This window comes from Stenotrophomonas sp. C9D9 (assembly GCF_056491205.1).
Window position 1 is genome coordinate 225593 of record NZ_JBSZIF010000007.1, and the last position, 14303, is coordinate 239895.

At 67.7% G+C, this 14303-nt stretch carries 12 protein-coding genes and 2 pseudogenes; 7 read left to right on the forward strand and 7 right to left on the reverse strand.

Annotation, left to right across the window (positions count from 1 at the left end):
* Positions 1-57 precede the first annotated feature (57 nt).
* A complete protein-coding gene (locus ACXI0D_RS21995) occupies positions 58-3324 on the reverse strand; it encodes an Rne/Rng family ribonuclease (RefSeq protein WP_479643150.1) in 3267 nt (1088 codons plus the stop codon).
* A 407-nt stretch (positions 3325-3731) separates the two neighbouring features.
* On the opposite strand from ACXI0D_RS21995, the gene ACXI0D_RS22000 reads away from it, so the two are divergent.
* A complete protein-coding gene (locus tag ACXI0D_RS22000; RefSeq protein WP_049403782.1) occupies positions 3732-4706 on the forward strand; it encodes an RluA family pseudouridine synthase in 975 nt (324 codons plus the stop codon).
* Positions 4707-4993: 287 nt separating this feature from the next.
* On the opposite strand, the gene zupT is transcribed toward ACXI0D_RS22000, so the two are convergent.
* The 3 genes from zupT to ACXI0D_RS22015 all read right to left on the reverse strand — a co-directional run bounded on the left by zupT (position 4994) and on the right by ACXI0D_RS22015 (position 6665).
* Positions 4994-5803 (reverse strand): zinc transporter ZupT, encoded by an 810-nt coding sequence (zupT, locus tag ACXI0D_RS22005; RefSeq protein WP_014037815.1) that lies wholly within the window; start codon positions 5801-5803, stop codon positions 4994-4996.
* Positions 5804-5901: 98 nt separating this feature from the next.
* Entirely contained in the window at positions 5902-6318 is a 417-nt protein-coding gene (locus ACXI0D_RS22010) for an energy transducer TonB (RefSeq protein WP_014037814.1), read from the reverse strand.
* Positions 6315-6665, reverse strand: a complete 351-nt coding sequence (locus ACXI0D_RS22015) for a 4a-hydroxytetrahydrobiopterin dehydratase (RefSeq protein WP_100440645.1) — start codon at positions 6663-6665, stop codon at positions 6315-6317. The genes ACXI0D_RS22010 and ACXI0D_RS22015 overlap by 4 nt, the downstream gene beginning before the upstream one ends.
* 90 nt (positions 6666-6755) lie before the next feature.
* On the opposite strand from ACXI0D_RS22015, the gene ACXI0D_RS22020 reads away from it, so the two are divergent.
* Positions 6756-7355, forward strand: a complete 600-nt coding sequence (locus tag ACXI0D_RS22020; RefSeq protein WP_014037813.1) for an NfuA family Fe-S biogenesis protein — start codon at positions 6756-6758, stop codon at positions 7353-7355.
* Positions 7356-7365: 10 nt separating this feature from the next.
* Entirely contained in the window at positions 7366-9126 is a 1761-nt protein-coding gene (locus ACXI0D_RS22025; protein ID WP_479643151.1) for a hypothetical protein, read from the forward strand.
* 132 nt (positions 9127-9258) lie between these two features.
* On the opposite strand, the gene ACXI0D_RS22030 is transcribed toward ACXI0D_RS22025, so the two are convergent.
* Together ACXI0D_RS22030 and ACXI0D_RS22035 are read right to left on the reverse strand one after the other, a co-directional pair.
* On the reverse strand, positions 9259-9672 hold the full coding sequence (locus ACXI0D_RS22030; protein ID WP_049444791.1) for a barstar family protein: 414 nt from the start codon (positions 9670-9672) through the stop codon (positions 9259-9261).
* A complete protein-coding gene (locus ACXI0D_RS22035) occupies positions 9672-10124 on the reverse strand; it encodes a guanyl-specific ribonuclease (RefSeq protein ID WP_014037810.1) in 453 nt (150 codons plus the stop codon). The genes ACXI0D_RS22030 and ACXI0D_RS22035 overlap by 1 nt, the downstream gene beginning before the upstream one ends.
* A 219-nt stretch (positions 10125-10343) precedes the next feature.
* On the opposite strand from ACXI0D_RS22035, the pseudogene ACXI0D_RS22040 reads away from it, so the two are divergent.
* A pseudogene (locus ACXI0D_RS22040) lies at positions 10344-10451 on the forward strand (superoxide dismutase [Mn]); the annotation flags it as partial.
* Positions 10452-10512: 61 nt separating this feature from the next.
* Positions 10513-10953, forward strand: a complete 441-nt coding sequence (locus tag ACXI0D_RS22045) for a superoxide dismutase (protein ID WP_479643152.1) — start codon at positions 10513-10515, stop codon at positions 10951-10953.
* A gap of 103 nt (positions 10954-11056) precedes the next feature.
* Here ACXI0D_RS22045 and ACXI0D_RS22050 read toward each other — a convergent pair whose 3' ends face one another.
* A complete protein-coding gene (locus ACXI0D_RS22050; RefSeq protein ID WP_479643153.1) occupies positions 11057-11905 on the reverse strand; it encodes an endonuclease/exonuclease/phosphatase family protein in 849 nt (282 codons plus the stop codon).
* Between the two features lie 162 nt (positions 11906-12067).
* Here ACXI0D_RS22050 and ACXI0D_RS22055 point away from each other — a divergent pair.
* Together ACXI0D_RS22055 and ACXI0D_RS22060 are read left to right on the forward strand one after the other, a co-directional pair.
* Positions 12068-13635, forward strand: a pseudogene (locus ACXI0D_RS22055) (POT-type proton-dependent oligopeptide transporter).
* 7 nt (positions 13636-13642) lie between these two features.
* Positions 13643-14269: a rhomboid family intramembrane serine protease gene (locus ACXI0D_RS22060; protein ID WP_014037807.1), complete on the forward strand. Its 627-nt coding sequence runs from the start codon at positions 13643-13645 to the stop codon at positions 14267-14269.
* Positions 14270-14303: the final 34 nt, after the last annotated feature.

Consider the following 14303-nt stretch of genomic DNA (forward strand, 5'->3'; position numbering starts at 1 on the left):
CAAAAACGGCGGGGATCATCGATCCCCGCCGTTTCGTTCTACCCGATCAAAGAACGATCAGTTCGCCGGAGGCGTGCGCTTGGCGGCTTCTTCGTCTTCGTCCGATGCCTGGGCATCCGCGGCCTGGCTGGCCGAATCGGCATGGCCATCGGCAACCGGATCGATCGACGGCGTCACCACGGCTTCGGCCACCGGTGCGGCAGCTTCGATCGGCGCGGCTTCGACGGCCACCGGCGCTGCCGGCTGCTCGACGACCGGTGCGGTTTCGACCACCGGGGCGGCCTCGATGACCGGCTTCGCTTCCACCACCGGAGCGACATCGGCCACGACCGGAGCGGCTTCAACCACCGGGGCGGCTTCAGCAATCACCGGCTTGGCTTCGACGACCGGAGCCACTTCCACCACCGGAGCGGCTTCGACGACCACCGGTGCCGGCGCGGCCACTACGGCGGCCTCTTCGACCACCGGCTTGGCTTCAGCCGCCGGAGCGACCGGTGCTTCCGGCTGGGCCGGGGTTGCGGCGTCGATCTGGTCCAGCATGCTGGTCTGCACCGGCTGCGGGGCCGGCTCGGCCTTGATGACCGGTGCCGGGGCCGCCGCTTCCTGCGGAGCGACTGCTTCGACCACGGCGCTGCTCACGGCAACCACCGGGGCGGCAGCGGCAACAGCGACCGGTGCACGGACGGGCTTTTCAGCTTCCACGGCCACCGGCTCGACTTCGTCATCGAAATCGAACTCCGGCTGCGAGCGCGACGGCGGCGCGGCGGCGGCCGGAGCGGCCTCGGCGGCAGTGTCGGCAGCCTGGTCGGCGCTGTCATTGTCATCGCCTTCGTCACCGTCGTCCTGGTCATCGCCCAGGCCGTCGTTGCCGGCAGCGTTCTCGGCGCCACCGCGACGACGGCGACGACCACCACGACGGCCACGGCGGCGGCGGGTCGCGCCTTCACCGGCCTGCTCGCCGTTGGCGTCGAGGGCAGCCTCTTCACCGGCCACGGCAATCGCCTCGGCCTCGTTGCCGGCGATGGCAGTGGTGTCGGCCGGTGCAGCGGCCTCAGGCGAAGCGGCAGCCACCGGTGCAACCGGCGCCACCGGCGCGGTCGCTTCCTGAGCGGTCACCACGTTGGCGGCGATCGCCGTGGCGGCCACGGCGGCAGCCGCGGTCACGGCCTCGGCCGGTGCCTCGGCGGCGCTGCGCTGCGGCTTCTCGGCCGGCTTGTCACCGTCCTGCTGCTGGCGCGGCTGCTTGGGCTGCTTCAGCTTCGGCTGCTGCTGGTTCTGGTTCTGGCCCTGCTGCTCGTTGCGCGGCTTGTTCTGCTGCTGCGGCTGCTGGCCGTCCTTCTGCTGCGGCTCCTTCTGCTTGCCCTGCTGCGGCTGCTGCTGGGCATTGCCGTTGTTGCCGTTGCGGCCGTCCTTGCGCTGCTCACCGCGCTCCTTGCGGTTGCCGCCATCCTTCTGCTGCTGCGCGTTGCCGTTGCCGCCGTTGCCACGGTTGTCGTCGCGGCGCTCCTTGCGGTCCTTGTTGCGATCCTTGTTACGGTCCTTGCGGCCGCCGTCCTGCTGCGGCTGGCGGGCTGCCGGGGCCGGAGCGGGGGCCGGAGCCGGCTCGCCACCGAAGATGCGCTTCAGCCAGCCGACCACGCCACCACTGGCGGCCGGTGCCGGGGCAGCGGCGACCGGTGCCGGGGCCGGAGCGGTCACCGGTTCGGCTTCGGCACGCACCGGGGCCGGTGCAGTGTGCTTGACCTGGGTCACGGCCGGCGGCGGGATGTTCAGCTGGCCCTTGGTCAGGGCGTGCACCGGCAGCTTGCGCGGGGTGCCACGCTGGTAGCTCGGCTTGTTGCTGTCTTCACCCAGCTCGTTCTCGCGCAGGCGGGTCACGTTGTAGTGCGGGGTGTGCAGCTGCTCGTCGGCGACGATCACGATCGGCGCCTCGTGGCGCTGTTCGATCTCGCGCAGGGCGCTGCGCTTTTCGTTCAGCAGGTAATTGGCGATCTCCACCGGGGCCTGCACCAGCACCTGCCCGGTGTTCTCCTTCATCGCATGCTCTTCGGCAACGCGGATGATCGACAGCGACAGCGACTCGACGCTGCGCATGCGGCCGTGGCCGTCGCAGCGCGGGCAGACGATCTGGCTGGATTCACCCAGGCTCGGGCGCAGGCGCTGGCGGCTCATTTCCAGCAGACCGAAGCGCGAGATGCGGCCGACCTGGACGCGGGCACGGTCGTACTTCAGCGCGTTGGCGAGGCGGTTCTCGACTTCGCGCTGGTGCTTGTTGGAGGCCATGTCGATGAAGTCGATCACCACCAGGCCGCCCAGGTCGCGCAGGCGCAGCTGGCGGGCCACTTCCTCGGCCGCTTCCAGGTTGGTCTGGAACGCGGTGTCCTCGATGTCGCTGCCCTTGGTGGCGCGCGAGGAGTTCACGTCGACCGCGGTCAGCGCTTCGGTCTGGTCGACCACGATCGAGCCGCCCGACGGCAGGCGCACGTTGCGCTCGTAGGCACCTTCGATCTGCGATTCGATCTGGAAGCGGTTGAACAGCGGGATGTCGTCCTTGTAGTGCTTGAGCTTGCGCAGGGTCTGCGGCATCACCTGCTGCATGAACTCGCGGGCGTGCTCGTACATCTCCTCGGTGTCCACCAGGATCTCGCCGATGTCGGCGCGCAGGTAGTCACGCAGGGCGCGCACGATCAGGCGCGATTCCTGGTAGATCAGGAACGGGGCCGGCTTGCTCAACGCGGCTTCGGCGATGGCGCGCCAGACGTTGAGCAGGTAGTCCAGGTCCCACTGCAGCTCTTCCGCATCGCGGCCGACGCCGGCGGTACGGATGATCACGCCCATGTCGTCGGGGATGTTCAGCTTGTCCAGGGCGTCCTTCAGCGCGGCCCGGTCTTCGCCCTCGATGCGACGGGAGACACCGCCGGCGCTGGGCGAGTTCGGCATCAGCACCATGTAGCGGCCGGCCAGCGAGATGAACGTGGTCAGGGCGGCGCCCTTGTTGCCACGCTCTTCCTTGTCCACCTGGACGACGATCTCCTGGCCTTCCTTCAGCAGCTCGCGGATGCCGGCCTTGTTGTGGTCGACACCGGCCTGGAAGTAGTCGCGGGAGATTTCCTTCAGCGGCAGGAAGCCATGGCGGCCACCGCCGTACTCGACGAAGGCGGCTTCCAGCGAGGGCTCGATGCGGAAGATCCGGCCCTTGTAGATGTTGGACTTCTTCTGTTCCTTCGACGGCTGTTCGATGTCGATGTCATACAACGACTGGCCATCCACGATGGCAACACGCAGCTCTTCAGCCTGCGTGGCGTTGATCAGCATTCGCTTCATTGTTGCGTTCCTCGCAAGCGGCTACCGCGCGGAACGCCATGGGGTTTCGCCTCTGGACACGGTTCGCCGCCCATTCGCGCAAGCGCGGGGAGGGCGGCTTGGGTTTCCAGCGCTACGACACCACGGCAGGCCGCGGGAGCGCTTCACTCTTATGGGTTTTGGGGTGTTACAGGCCGCAGGCAGCTGTCAGCCAGGCTGGAGCGCCACGCGGGACATGTTCAGCACGGTTGCGTGTCAGGCATCCGGCGATGGCCGGGAAGGCCGGTGAGCCGCTAACATGGCCGCCCCGCGGGCGGTGGTCGCGCACTGTGCCGGATTCGTCGGAAGCTGGGCTTCTGGCCCTGAGTAACTTCCAACGAAATCAATCCCTTATCTCGCCCCCCGAGTGTAACAGAATAAACAGCCTGATGACTGCCCAAGACCCCACCAAACCCGCTGGCGACAAGCCTTCCGTGCGCATGATCACCGTTCCCGCCGACCGCGCCGGCCAGCGCCTGGACAACTTCCTGCTCGGCCAGCTGAAGGGGGCCCCGCGCAGCCTGGTCTACAAGCTGGTGCGCAGCGGCCAGGTACGGGTGAATGGTGGCCGCGCCAAGGCCGAACGCAAGCTTGAGGCGGGTGATGAGGTGCGTGTGCCGCCGGTTCGTCTCACCGAAGAGGGAGACAAGGCCGGTCCGCCGGAGGCGTTCATGCGCCGCCTGGAGCAGGCCATCGTCTTCGAGGATGCCCGCCTGCTGGCCCTGAACAAGCCGACCGGCGTGGCCAGCCACGGCGGCAGCGGCATCAGTTTCGGTGCCATCGAAACCCTGCGTGCCCTGCGCCCGGGCCAGACCCTGGAGCTGGTCCACCGGTTGGATCGCGACACGTCGGGTCTGCTGATCGTCGCCAAGAAGCGCTCGGCGCTGAGCGAGCTACAGGCGCTGCTACGTGAAGACCATGGCGCCGGCATCCGCAAGCGCTACCTGACCCTGCTGGCCGGGCGCATGCCCGACGGTGTGATGACGGTCGACGCGCCGCTGCACGTGGGCCTGCGCCAGGGCGGCGAGCGCCATGTGCAGGTCAATGCGATCGGCAAGGAATCGATCAGCCACTTCCGGGTGCTGGAGCGTCGCGGTGGTCATTCCTACTGCGAGGTGCGCATCGAGACCGGCCGTACCCACCAGATCCGCGTGCATGCCCAGCACCTGGGGCATCCGGTGGCCGGTGACGACAAATACGGCGATCCTGCGGTCAACAAGCGGCTTCGTGAGCAGATCGGGCTGAAGCGCCTGTTCCTGCACGCGGCCTCGCTGGAGTTCGCGCTGGACGACGGCAAGAGCCCGTACGTGCTGAACGCGCCGCTGGCGGACGAGCTGGTCGAGGCGCTGGACCGCTTGAAGTAACCCGAAAGGGGGCATACACGGAACCCTTGTAGAGTCGAGCCACGCTCGACTCACGCGCGCAGCGCGCGCTTCGCTCTTCAATCTTTTCATCGCGCGGCTGGCGTGCACGGAAAAATGACGGGGCACGGGCGGGGGCGGCTTGCAGGGGTGTCTGCGGCATGGATGCCGCGGACAAGCCCCCATGGATGGGTTCACGGCGTCCCCTGCAAGCCGGCCCCGCCCGTGACCTCGACCGATGCCCTCGATAGCCAGCCGCGAGGGGGCTCAGCCCGCTGGCCGCAAACCCCTCACCACTTGAACAGCACCAGGCTGATCGCCAGCGTGCCCATGCCTGCGACCAGTCCATAAACCGTCTCGTGGCCCTTCGCATAGCGCTTGGCCGCCGGCAGCAGCTCGTCCAGCGCCAGGAACACCATCACGCCGGCGATCAGCCCGAACACCCAGCCGAACGTGGCGTGCGACAGCGATCCGGACAGCAGCCAGTAGCCCAGCGCCGCGCCTACCGGTTCGGCCAGGCCCGACAGCAGACTGGCGCTGAACGCGTAGAACTTGTTCTGGGTGGCGAAGTACACCGGCACCGCAATGGCGATGCCCTCGGGGATGTTGTGGATGGCGATGGCGAAGGCCAGCGGCATGCCCACCGACGGGCTCTCCAGCGTCGCGAAGAAGGTTGCCAGCCCTTCCGGGAAATTGTGCGCGGTGATTGCGATCGAGGTCAGCAGGGCGACGCGCTTCAGGTACTCGCGGCTGTTCTCGCGGAATGCCGGGTCCTGCTTGTCCAGGCTGTCATGCGGGTTGGGAATGAAGTGGTCGATCAGCACGATCACGATCACGCCCAGCAGGAAGGCCAGGGTGCCGTAGGTGAAGCCGGTGCGCTCGCCATAGGCCAGGGCGAACGACGCAATGGACTTGTTGAGGATCTCCGACAGCGACACATACACCATCGCGCCGCCGGCGAAGGCCAGGCCAAAGGCCAGCAGGCGCGGATTGGGCCGGCGCGAGAACAGCACCAGCAGGCTGCCGATCGCGGTGGCGAGGCCGGCCGCAAGGGTGACCGCCAGCGCGATCCAGATGTTTTCGGGGGGAATCTGCAGCATCTACCGACGCAGTCCTGGTCAACAGACAACCGCCCCGGGCAGTGCCGGGGCGGCGAGGGCGAGGCGGGCGTCGGCTGGCCTCGTCGGGGTGCGCGCGATCAGCCGCCGCGGCGCAGGCGTTCTTCGATGGCGAAGCACTGGTCCGGCTTCGGCTGTGGCGGGTTGAAGCTGACCGGTACCTGGATGGTGGCCGGCACCGGCTGGCCGTTGCGGGTGGCGGCATTGAACTGCCAGCCCTGCACGGCGGTCTTGGCCAGCTCGTCCAGCTGCGGGTTGCCGGCGCCGGTGAGCAGGGCGACCTCGCTCGGCTTGCCGTCGGTGCCGATGGTCACCTTGAAGGTGCTGGTGCCACCCACGCCCATGCAGGCCAGTTCCAGCGGATACTGCGGCGGCGGCGTCTTCACCGCGGCCACTTCGGTCGGCGGCGGCGGTGGCGGTGCCGGCGGTTCGGACGTGCCGCAGCCGGCCAGGCCGGTCGCAGCGATCAGGGACAGGCTCAGCAAGCGTACGTTCATGGCAGTTGCTCCGTCAGGGCCGAAGTCTTTGCCGCGCAGATGAAGTCGTTCTCGCTCAGGCCGCCCACGTCGTGGGTGGAGAAGCGCACGACCGCGCGGTCGTAGTGCACGCCCAGGTCCGGATGGTGGTCCTCGCGGTGGGCAATCCAGGCCAGCGCGTTCACGAAGGCCATGGTGGCGTAGTAATCCTTGAAGCGGAAGGTGCGCAACAGGGCCTGGCCACCCTCGCTCAGCTCCCAGCCGGGAATCTGCGGCAGCAGTTCGGCCAAGCGGGCTTCGCCGAGCTTGTGGTCGCTGCCTTTGCGTGGCACGCAACGGGCCTGGGCCAGTGGAATCAGGTCGGCCATGGGAATCTCCACCTCGTGTTGACTGAACAATGCGCCGGACGGTGTATAAACCGAATGAGCGGCTGACGCTTACTTGGCTAGAATAGCCTGATGATCCAGATCTCCGACACTGCCCAGACCCATTTCCGCAAGTTGATCGAACGCGAGGGCGTGCCCGGCATGGGCGTGCGCCTGAGCGCGGTCGACCCCGGTACCCCGCGCGCCGATGCCCGGCTGGAATTCGCCGAACCGACCGACCTGCTCGGTGACGAGTGGGCGGTGGACTGCGATGGTTTCACCCTCTATGTCGACGCCGGCAGCGTTGGCTGGCTCGATGGTGCCGAGATCGACATCGTCGCCGGCACCGCCGGTGCCCAGCAGCTGACCATCAAGGCGCCGCGCATCAAGGGTGAAGCGCCCGGTGATGCCGCCTCGCTGGTCGAGCGCGTGCACTGGGTGGTGGAGAACGAAGTCAATCCGCAGCTGGCCTCGCATGGCGGCAAGGTGGCCGTGCAGGAAGTCTCGTCCGACGGCGTGGTGCTGCTGCGCTTCGGCGGTGGCTGCCAGGGCTGCGGCATGGCCGACGTGACGCTCAAGCAGGGCATCGAAAAGACCCTGATGGGCCGCGTGCCCGGCGTGACCGCCGTGCGCGACGCGACCGACCACGACAGCGGCCATGCGCCGTACATTCCGCGCGGCAACGTCGCCTGATCGCTGACGCGTGCCTCTGACCCGGGCCGAGCAACTCATTGACCTGCTGCTGGCGCGCCAGCAGCCCCGCGCCGTCCTCGAGAAGTCCACGCGCCTGCCCTACGGTTGGGCGCTGTGGCTGCGCTCGCTGGGGCCGCTGCCGCGGCCGTTCCATGCCCGCGACGTGATCGCAGTTTTCCTGCCGCGCCCGCTGCCGGGCCCGCCCGGACAGTCGCCGCGGTTGTCGCCGTGGCAGGCGCTGCGCCGTTTGTTCTGGCAGGACTGGGACGCCGCGCCGCGCGACCAGCGCTGGATGCGCTGGACCTCGGCACTGGTCAGTGCACTGCTGCACCTGCTGTTCTTCATGCTGCTGCTGTGGGTGGCGGTGATCCGTACCACCGCGCCGGACGAAGAGGGCGCCGAGGGCGAGCGCGTGCAGGTGGAGTTCGTCGGCCGCGCCACCCAGCAAGGCGGTGGCGATCAACCGGGCGCCGAAGCGGCTGCGGCTGCGGCGGCGGGTCGGGTTGCGACGGGCCAGGAAGCGGGCGCTGCCACGGCCCCTGCACCACGTCCGGTCGCTGCCGAAGCCGCCGCCTCATCCCCGGCATCCGCGCCGACCGTCAGCGTTCCACCACCGCCGGCCGAAGCGGAGCCGGCGCCGGTTGCCGCGCCGCCGCCTTCGCCTGTCCAGGCCACCGAAGTGGCGCAGGCCAGCACCGATTTCGTGGTGCCGCCGGTCAGCGTGCCGCGTACCGAAGTGAGCGTCGTGCCGCGTGACAGCACACCCGTTGTGCGCGAGCGCAGCGTGCAGCCGGTGCAGGCGCCGCCGACACCAAGCCAGGTGCGCACCCCGGAACTGGCCGTGCGCACGCCGCAGGTGCGTGACATCCAGGTGCGCGAACGCGAAGTCAGTACGGTCGATGCGCCGGTCGCGCCACAACCGTTGCGTAGCGCGGAAATGCAGGTGCGCGTGCCGCAGCAGGACGTGCAGGTGCGCGAACGTGAAGTGCAGGCCGTGGCCGATCCGCAGGTGCGGATGGCGGCGGTGGCCGGACGTGAGCCCGCCGTACGCGCGCCCACCGGCCGCGACGTGCAGGTGCGCGAACGGGAGGTGGCCTCGGCACCGGTGGCAGTACCGGCATCTTCCAGTGGCAGTGCCACGGCGGCGCCTGCAACTGCGGCCCAGGGCAGCGCGACGCAGGCGAGCAGCAGCACGCGTCCGTCAGCGTCCAGCAATACACCGGCGAACGCAGGAGCGCGCCCGGCGCCCGATCCAGGCAACTGGGCGACACCTGCCAAGGGCGATGACTGGGGGTCTTCCAGCCGCAACCGTGACGGTGCCAGCAGTGGTGCCCGCCAGGCCAGCACTGCCGGCAAGGGCAGCGGCCTGTTCAATGCCGATGGCAGCGTGCGCGTGCCGGGCCAGGAAGGAGATGGCCATGCCGAGCGCGGTGCGCCCGGTGGTGCCAACGATGGCTGGAGCAAGGAGCGCATCGCGCAGTCCGGCACCTGGCTGAAACGCCCGCCGTACGACTACACACCGACCTCGTTCGACAAATACTGGGTGCCGCAGGAATCGCTGCTGGCCGAATGGGTGCGCAAGGGCGTCAAGGCGATGGAGATTCCATTGCCGGGCACCAACACGAGGATCTCCTGCGTCATTTCGATCCTGCAGGCCGGTGGCGGCTGTGGCCTGACCAACCCCAACATGCAGGACCAGCCGGCCGTGGCACGACCGCCGCCGGACATCCCGTTCAAGAAAGAGCTGCAGGAAGATAACGGGAGCCGCTAGGACGGCGCATCCACGCATGGCGTGGATCTACTGTGCATCCAGCTGCGCCGGGTAGATCCACGCCATGCGTGGATGATCCATGCGGGGACACGCCCATGCCGACCAGGGTCGGCATCCACCAGGGCAGTGCTCTTACGCGCTCTGCGACAGGAACACCCAGAACGGTACGTCGCGGCCGACCCAGTCACGGCTGGTCTCGTCCATCACGTCCAGCAGGGTGTCGAAGTCCTTCTGCGCACCGGTGCGCAGCGCGTCCACGTCGGCCAGAAACAGCGCGTAGCCATTGGCCGGCAGCCATTGCAGGTCGCGCAGGTTGTCCGACAGCGCATCCCAGTTGCCGCCGAAGCCGGCCGGGAAATCCAGCTGTGCGGCCAGCCGGGCGAGCAGGGTGCGCTTGTCCGCGACGCCCTCCAGATCGATGCGGATCACCTTCAGGCCGGCATCGCGCATCGCCGCGGCCAGTGCGCCGATGTCGTCGCTGTCGATCGCGTAGACGCCGGCATTGTTGATGTCGTGCAGGCCGAGGCCGAAATCATCGTGGCTCATCACTGCGCTCCCTGGGCCGGTACGGTGAAGCTGCGGAATGACGCGTAGTGGTCGTCGGTGTAGTACCACGCTTCCGGCGGATCGCCGCCGGTGACGATGCGGCGCGTGCCGCGGGTACGCGCGCCGGGGGTATCGACGGTGTATTCGCGGTAATAGCCGCGTGCGCGCTGCGGCAGTTGCTGCTCGCGGTTGCCGAAGGTGCTGCCGTCCTGGCGGTGCGGGAACGGACCGCCACGCTGGATCAGGGCGATGGTCGCGCGCGCTTCGGCGGGCAGGAACGCGGGAAGTCCGCTGTCCTTGCCGGGCGAGGCGGTGGCCGGCGCGCGTGCGGCGGGCGTGCCCTGCAGGTCGGGCGCGAACTGCGGCGCCGGCGGCCGCTGCAGGAAATGGTTGGCGACCAGGCCGAGCAGCAGCAGGGCGATGGCGGTGATCAGCAGCCGGGGGTTGCGCATGGGCAGGGGCGGGCGAGGGTGGTGCACGCACTGTAGCGCCTGTGCGCTGCACGGTGCATGAGGAGAGCGCTGCGTCACTGCTGCGTAACAATTGCCGTCGTGCTCACTGGCAGGACGCAATTTCCTTTACATCCCCCTTGGTAATCTGGCGGTCTGTCCCCATCATTCACCGCGCACCGCCCGACACCGTCGGGTGCCCTCGCAATCAGGAGATGCATCATGGCCTACACCCTGCCCAAGCTGTCCTACGCCTACGACGCGCTGGAACCGCATATCGATGCGGCGACGATGGAAATCCATCACACCAAGCATCACCAGACCTACATCAACAACGTCAACGCGGCGCTGGAAGGCACCGATTACGCTGACCTGCCGGTCGAAAGAGCTGGTGAAGAAGCTCAAGTCGCTGCCGGAGAACCTGCAGGGCCCGGTGCGCAACAACGGTGGTGGCCATGCCAACCACTCGCTGTTCTGGACCGTGATGGCCCCGAATGCCGGCGGCAACCCGGTGGGCGGCGTGGCCAAGGCCATCGACAAGGACCTGGGCGGCTTCGACAAGTTCAAGGATGCCTTCACCAAGGCAGCGCTGACCCGTTTCGGCAGCGGCTGGGCGTGGCTTAGCGTGACCCCGGACAAGAAGGTCGTGGTCGAGCACCGGCAGCCCGGACAGCCCGCTGATGGAAGGCAACGCCCCATCCTCGGCCTGGACGTGTGGGAACACGCGTACTACCTGAAGTACCAGAACCGCCGCCCGGAATACATCGGCGCGTTCTTCAACGTCATCGACTGGAACGAAGTCGAGCGCCGTTACCAGGAAGCGATCGCCTGATCGCGGTAGCGGGATGAACTGAAGAGGCCGGGGGAGACCCCGGCCTTTTTTGTTTGCCAGCGTCTGGACGCCGGGCAGGACCTGGTGGGTGCCGAAGGCGGGGCTATTCGGCCGTCGCCGTGATGCCCTGCAGGCGAAGGGTGGCCAACACGCCCAGGCGCAGGCCGGGCAGGTCGCCGTCGGCCGGCAGCAGGATCGGCTGCTGGCGGATGCCGCCGAAGTGCTTGACCTGGAACAGCACATCCAGGCCGTGGCCGCTGCTGCCACCCCCACTGGCGGCCGGCGCTTCGGCGCGGCCGCCGGGATTGCGCCGGGCCGGCTGGAAACCCGGCGTGCTGCGCACCAGTTCCACCGTGTTGGCCGAGAAATCGCCGGCAATCAGGCTGGGCATGCCTTCGGCGGTGGCGCCGATCCAGGTCATCAGGTCGCTGGTCTGGTGCTGGCGGGCGGTGGCCTCGTCCGGGTCCGGACGCAGCCGCGCCGCATAGATGTTGACCAGCGCCTCGCCCAGCTTCAGCCGCATCATGCCGGCCGCGCTGAAGGTGCCGGGAGGATGCAGCAGGGTCACGCCGTCCTCGCTGACCGGCAGCCGGGTCAGCATGGCGTTGCCATGCCGCAGCGGCTGGCTGGGCGGATCGGCGGTAACGAAGTCGCAGCTGTAGCGCAGCCGGCTGGCCAGCCAGCAGGCCGGGTTGCGGCCCTGCTGCTGCAGCACCTGCTGCACCGAGATCACGTCCGGTTGCAGCTCGGTCAGCAGCTGTGCGACCTGCTCGCGGCGCTGCTTCCATTGCGCGTCATCGCGGCTGGGCAGTTCCAGCGCGGCCACGGTCAGTTGCCGGGGCTCGCTCTCGCTGGCGGCGGCGGTCGGCGCCTGCGGGCGGGCCTGTGCCTGCAACGCCAGCAGCAGCAAGAGACAGCTGAGCAGGAGGCGGGCGTGGGCGAGGGGGCGCATAACGATAAGTTTACGCTTTTGTCGTGCAGGTGCCGTGACTTCCGGCACGGCCGGGATGGCCTGCCACGGATTGGCACCGTTGTCATGCAGCCCTGCAGCGTGCTTCGCAAGCCCCGGTTCCGGTAACCTTGCGCCTTTCGCTTTGCAGGAATGCCTTACAGGATGAGCCACGACGCAGTCGCCCCCATCGCCGGCCAAGGAAAGATGCCGCGCCAGATTCCGTACATCATCGGCAATGAGGCCTGCGAACGGTTCAGTTTCTACGGGATGCGCAACATCCTGGTGCAGTTCCTGATCACCTCGCTGCTGCTGCAGGAAATCACTGCAGAAGGCCGTGCCGGTGAAGCCAAGGACATCATGCACAGCTTCATGATCGGCGTGTATTTCTTCCCGCTGCTCGGTGGCTGGCTGGCCGACAGGTTCTTCGGCAAATACCACACCATCCTCTGGTTCAGCCTGGTCTACTGCGCCGGCCACCTGTGCCTGGCGCTGTTCGAGAACAGCCGCGAGGGCTTCTTCCTCGGCCTGGGCCTGATCGCGCTCGGCGCCGGTGGCATCAAGCCGCTGGTGGCCTCGTTCATGGGCGACCAGTTCGACCAGAGCAACAAGCACCTGGCCAAGATCGTCTTCGACGCCTTCTACTGGATCATCAATTTCGGCTCGCTGTTCGCCTCGCTGCTGATTCCGCTGGTGCTGAAGAACTGGGGCCCGCAGTGGGCGTTCGGCATCCCGGGTATCCTGATGTTCATCGCTACCTTCGTGTTCTGGCTGGGCCGCAAGCGCTACGTGCTGGTGCCGCTGCCGCCGAAGGATCCGCACTCGTTCGCCAACGTGGTGCGCACCGCGCTGACCGCGCGCGTGGCCGGCCAGGGCCGTCCGGGCCTGGTGATCGCCGTGCTTGGCCTGGTGCTGGCGGTGGCCTCGTTCGGCCTGGTCGGTTCGCTGGGCATCGTGATCTGCCTGTGCCTGGCGCTGGTGGCCATCCTTGCCGGCATCGGTGGTGGCACCTGGCTGCAGCTGGACCGCGCCCGTGGCCAGCATCCGGCCGAAGCCGTGGAAGGCGTGCGCTCGGTACTGCGCGTGCTGGTGATCTTCGCGCTGACCACGCCGTTCTTCTCGCTGTTCGACCAGAAGGCCTCGACCTGGGTCCTGCAGGGCCAGCAGATGCAGATGCCGAGCTGGTTCACCGCCTCGCAGATGCAGGCGCTGAACCCGCTGCTGGTGATGATCCTGATTCCGTTCAACAACCTGGTGCTGTACCCGGCCCTGCGCCGCTTCGGCTTCGAGCCGACCGCGCTGCGCCGCATGACCGCCGGCATCGCCTTCAGTGGCCTGGCCTGGATCGTGGTGGGTGGCATCCAGGTGGTGATGGACGGCGGCAACGCCATGTCGATCTTCTGGCAGATGCTGCCGTACGCGCTGCTGACCTTCGGTGAGGTGCTGGTCTCGGCCACCGGCCTGGAGTTCGCCTACAGCCAGGCGCCGCAGGCGATGAAGGGCGTGGTGATGAGCTTCTGGAACCTGACCACCACCATCGGCAACCTGTGGGTGCTGCTGTCCAATGCGGCGGTGCGCAACGACACGGTGACCCACCAGATCGCCGGCACGGGCCTGAGCGAGGCGGCGTTCCTCGATGTTACTTCTTCGCCGGCTTCGCCTTCGTCGCGGCGTTGGCCTTCGGTTGGTACGCGAAACGCTATCGTATGGTCGACAACTACCGTAGCGCCTGAGCCTGACATGACCCCCGTCAATCTGCTGTTGATCGCCATCACCGCCATCCTGTCGTGGATGGCGTTCAACAACCGCAAGCTGGCCGACCGCCTGATCCTGTGGCCGCCGGCCATCGACCGTCACCGCCAGTACGACCGGCTGGTGACCTATGGCTTCATCCATGCCGACTGGTCGCACCTGATCTTCAACATGATCACCCTGTTCTTCTTCGGGGGATTCATCGAGAGCGTGATGGTGCAGCTGACCGGCAGCTACCTGACCTACCCGGCGTTCTATATCGGCGCGCTGCTGGTCTCGATCCTGCCCAGCTACCTGAAGAACCAGAAGAACCCGAACTACCTCAGCCTCGGGGCGTCCGGGGCGGTGTCGGCGGTGCTGTTCGCCTTCATCCTGATCAAGCCGTGGTCGATCATCCTGGTGTTCTTCATTCCGGCACCGGCGATCATCTATGCCGCGTTCTACGTCGGCTACAGCATCTGGATGGACAAGCGCGGCGGCGACCGCATCAACCACAGCGCGCACCTGGCAGGCGCGGCGTTTGGCGTGATCTTCATGCTGGCCATGCAGCCGAGCATCTTCAACCACTTCCTGCGCGAGCTCTCCAACCCGACCTTCCGCCTCGGCGGCGGTTGATGCAGGTAGCGGGGCGGATCGGGTCCGATCCGCC

Bases quoted from the DNA above. Each gene is read 5' to 3' on its own strand.
- ACXI0D_RS22030 (WP_049444791.1), bottom strand. From the start codon at position 9,672: ATGAGCCACGATGATTTCGGCCTCGGCCTGCACGACATCAACAATGCC.
- ACXI0D_RS21995 (WP_479643150.1), bottom strand. From the start codon at position 3,324: ATGAAGCGAATGCTGATCAACGCCACGCAGGCTGAAGAGCTGCGTGTT.
- zupT (WP_014037815.1), bottom strand. From the start codon at position 5,803: ATGCTGCAGATTCCCCCCGAAAACATCTGGATCGCGCTGGCGGTCACC.
- ACXI0D_RS22050 (WP_479643153.1), bottom strand. From the start codon at position 11,905: ATGCGCCCCCTCGCCCACGCCCGCCTCCTGCTCAGCTGTCTCTTGCTG.
- ACXI0D_RS22000 (WP_049403782.1), top strand. From the start codon at position 3,732: ATGACTGCCCAAGACCCCACCAAACCCGCTGGCGACAAGCCTTCCGTG.
- ACXI0D_RS22035 (WP_014037810.1), bottom strand. From the start codon at position 10,124: ATGCGCAACCCCCGGCTGCTGATCACCGCCATCGCCCTGCTGCTGCTC.
- ACXI0D_RS22060 (WP_014037807.1), top strand. From the start codon at position 13,643: ATGACCCCCGTCAATCTGCTGTTGATCGCCATCACCGCCATCCTGTCG.
- ACXI0D_RS22020 (WP_014037813.1), top strand. From the start codon at position 6,756: ATGATCCAGATCTCCGACACTGCCCAGACCCATTTCCGCAAGTTGATC.
- ACXI0D_RS22010 (WP_014037814.1), bottom strand. From the start codon at position 6,318: ATGAACGTACGCTTGCTGAGCCTGTCCCTGATCGCTGCGACCGGCCTG.
- ACXI0D_RS22015 (WP_100440645.1), bottom strand. From the start codon at position 6,665: ATGGCCGACCTGATTCCACTGGCCCAGGCCCGTTGCGTGCCACGCAAA.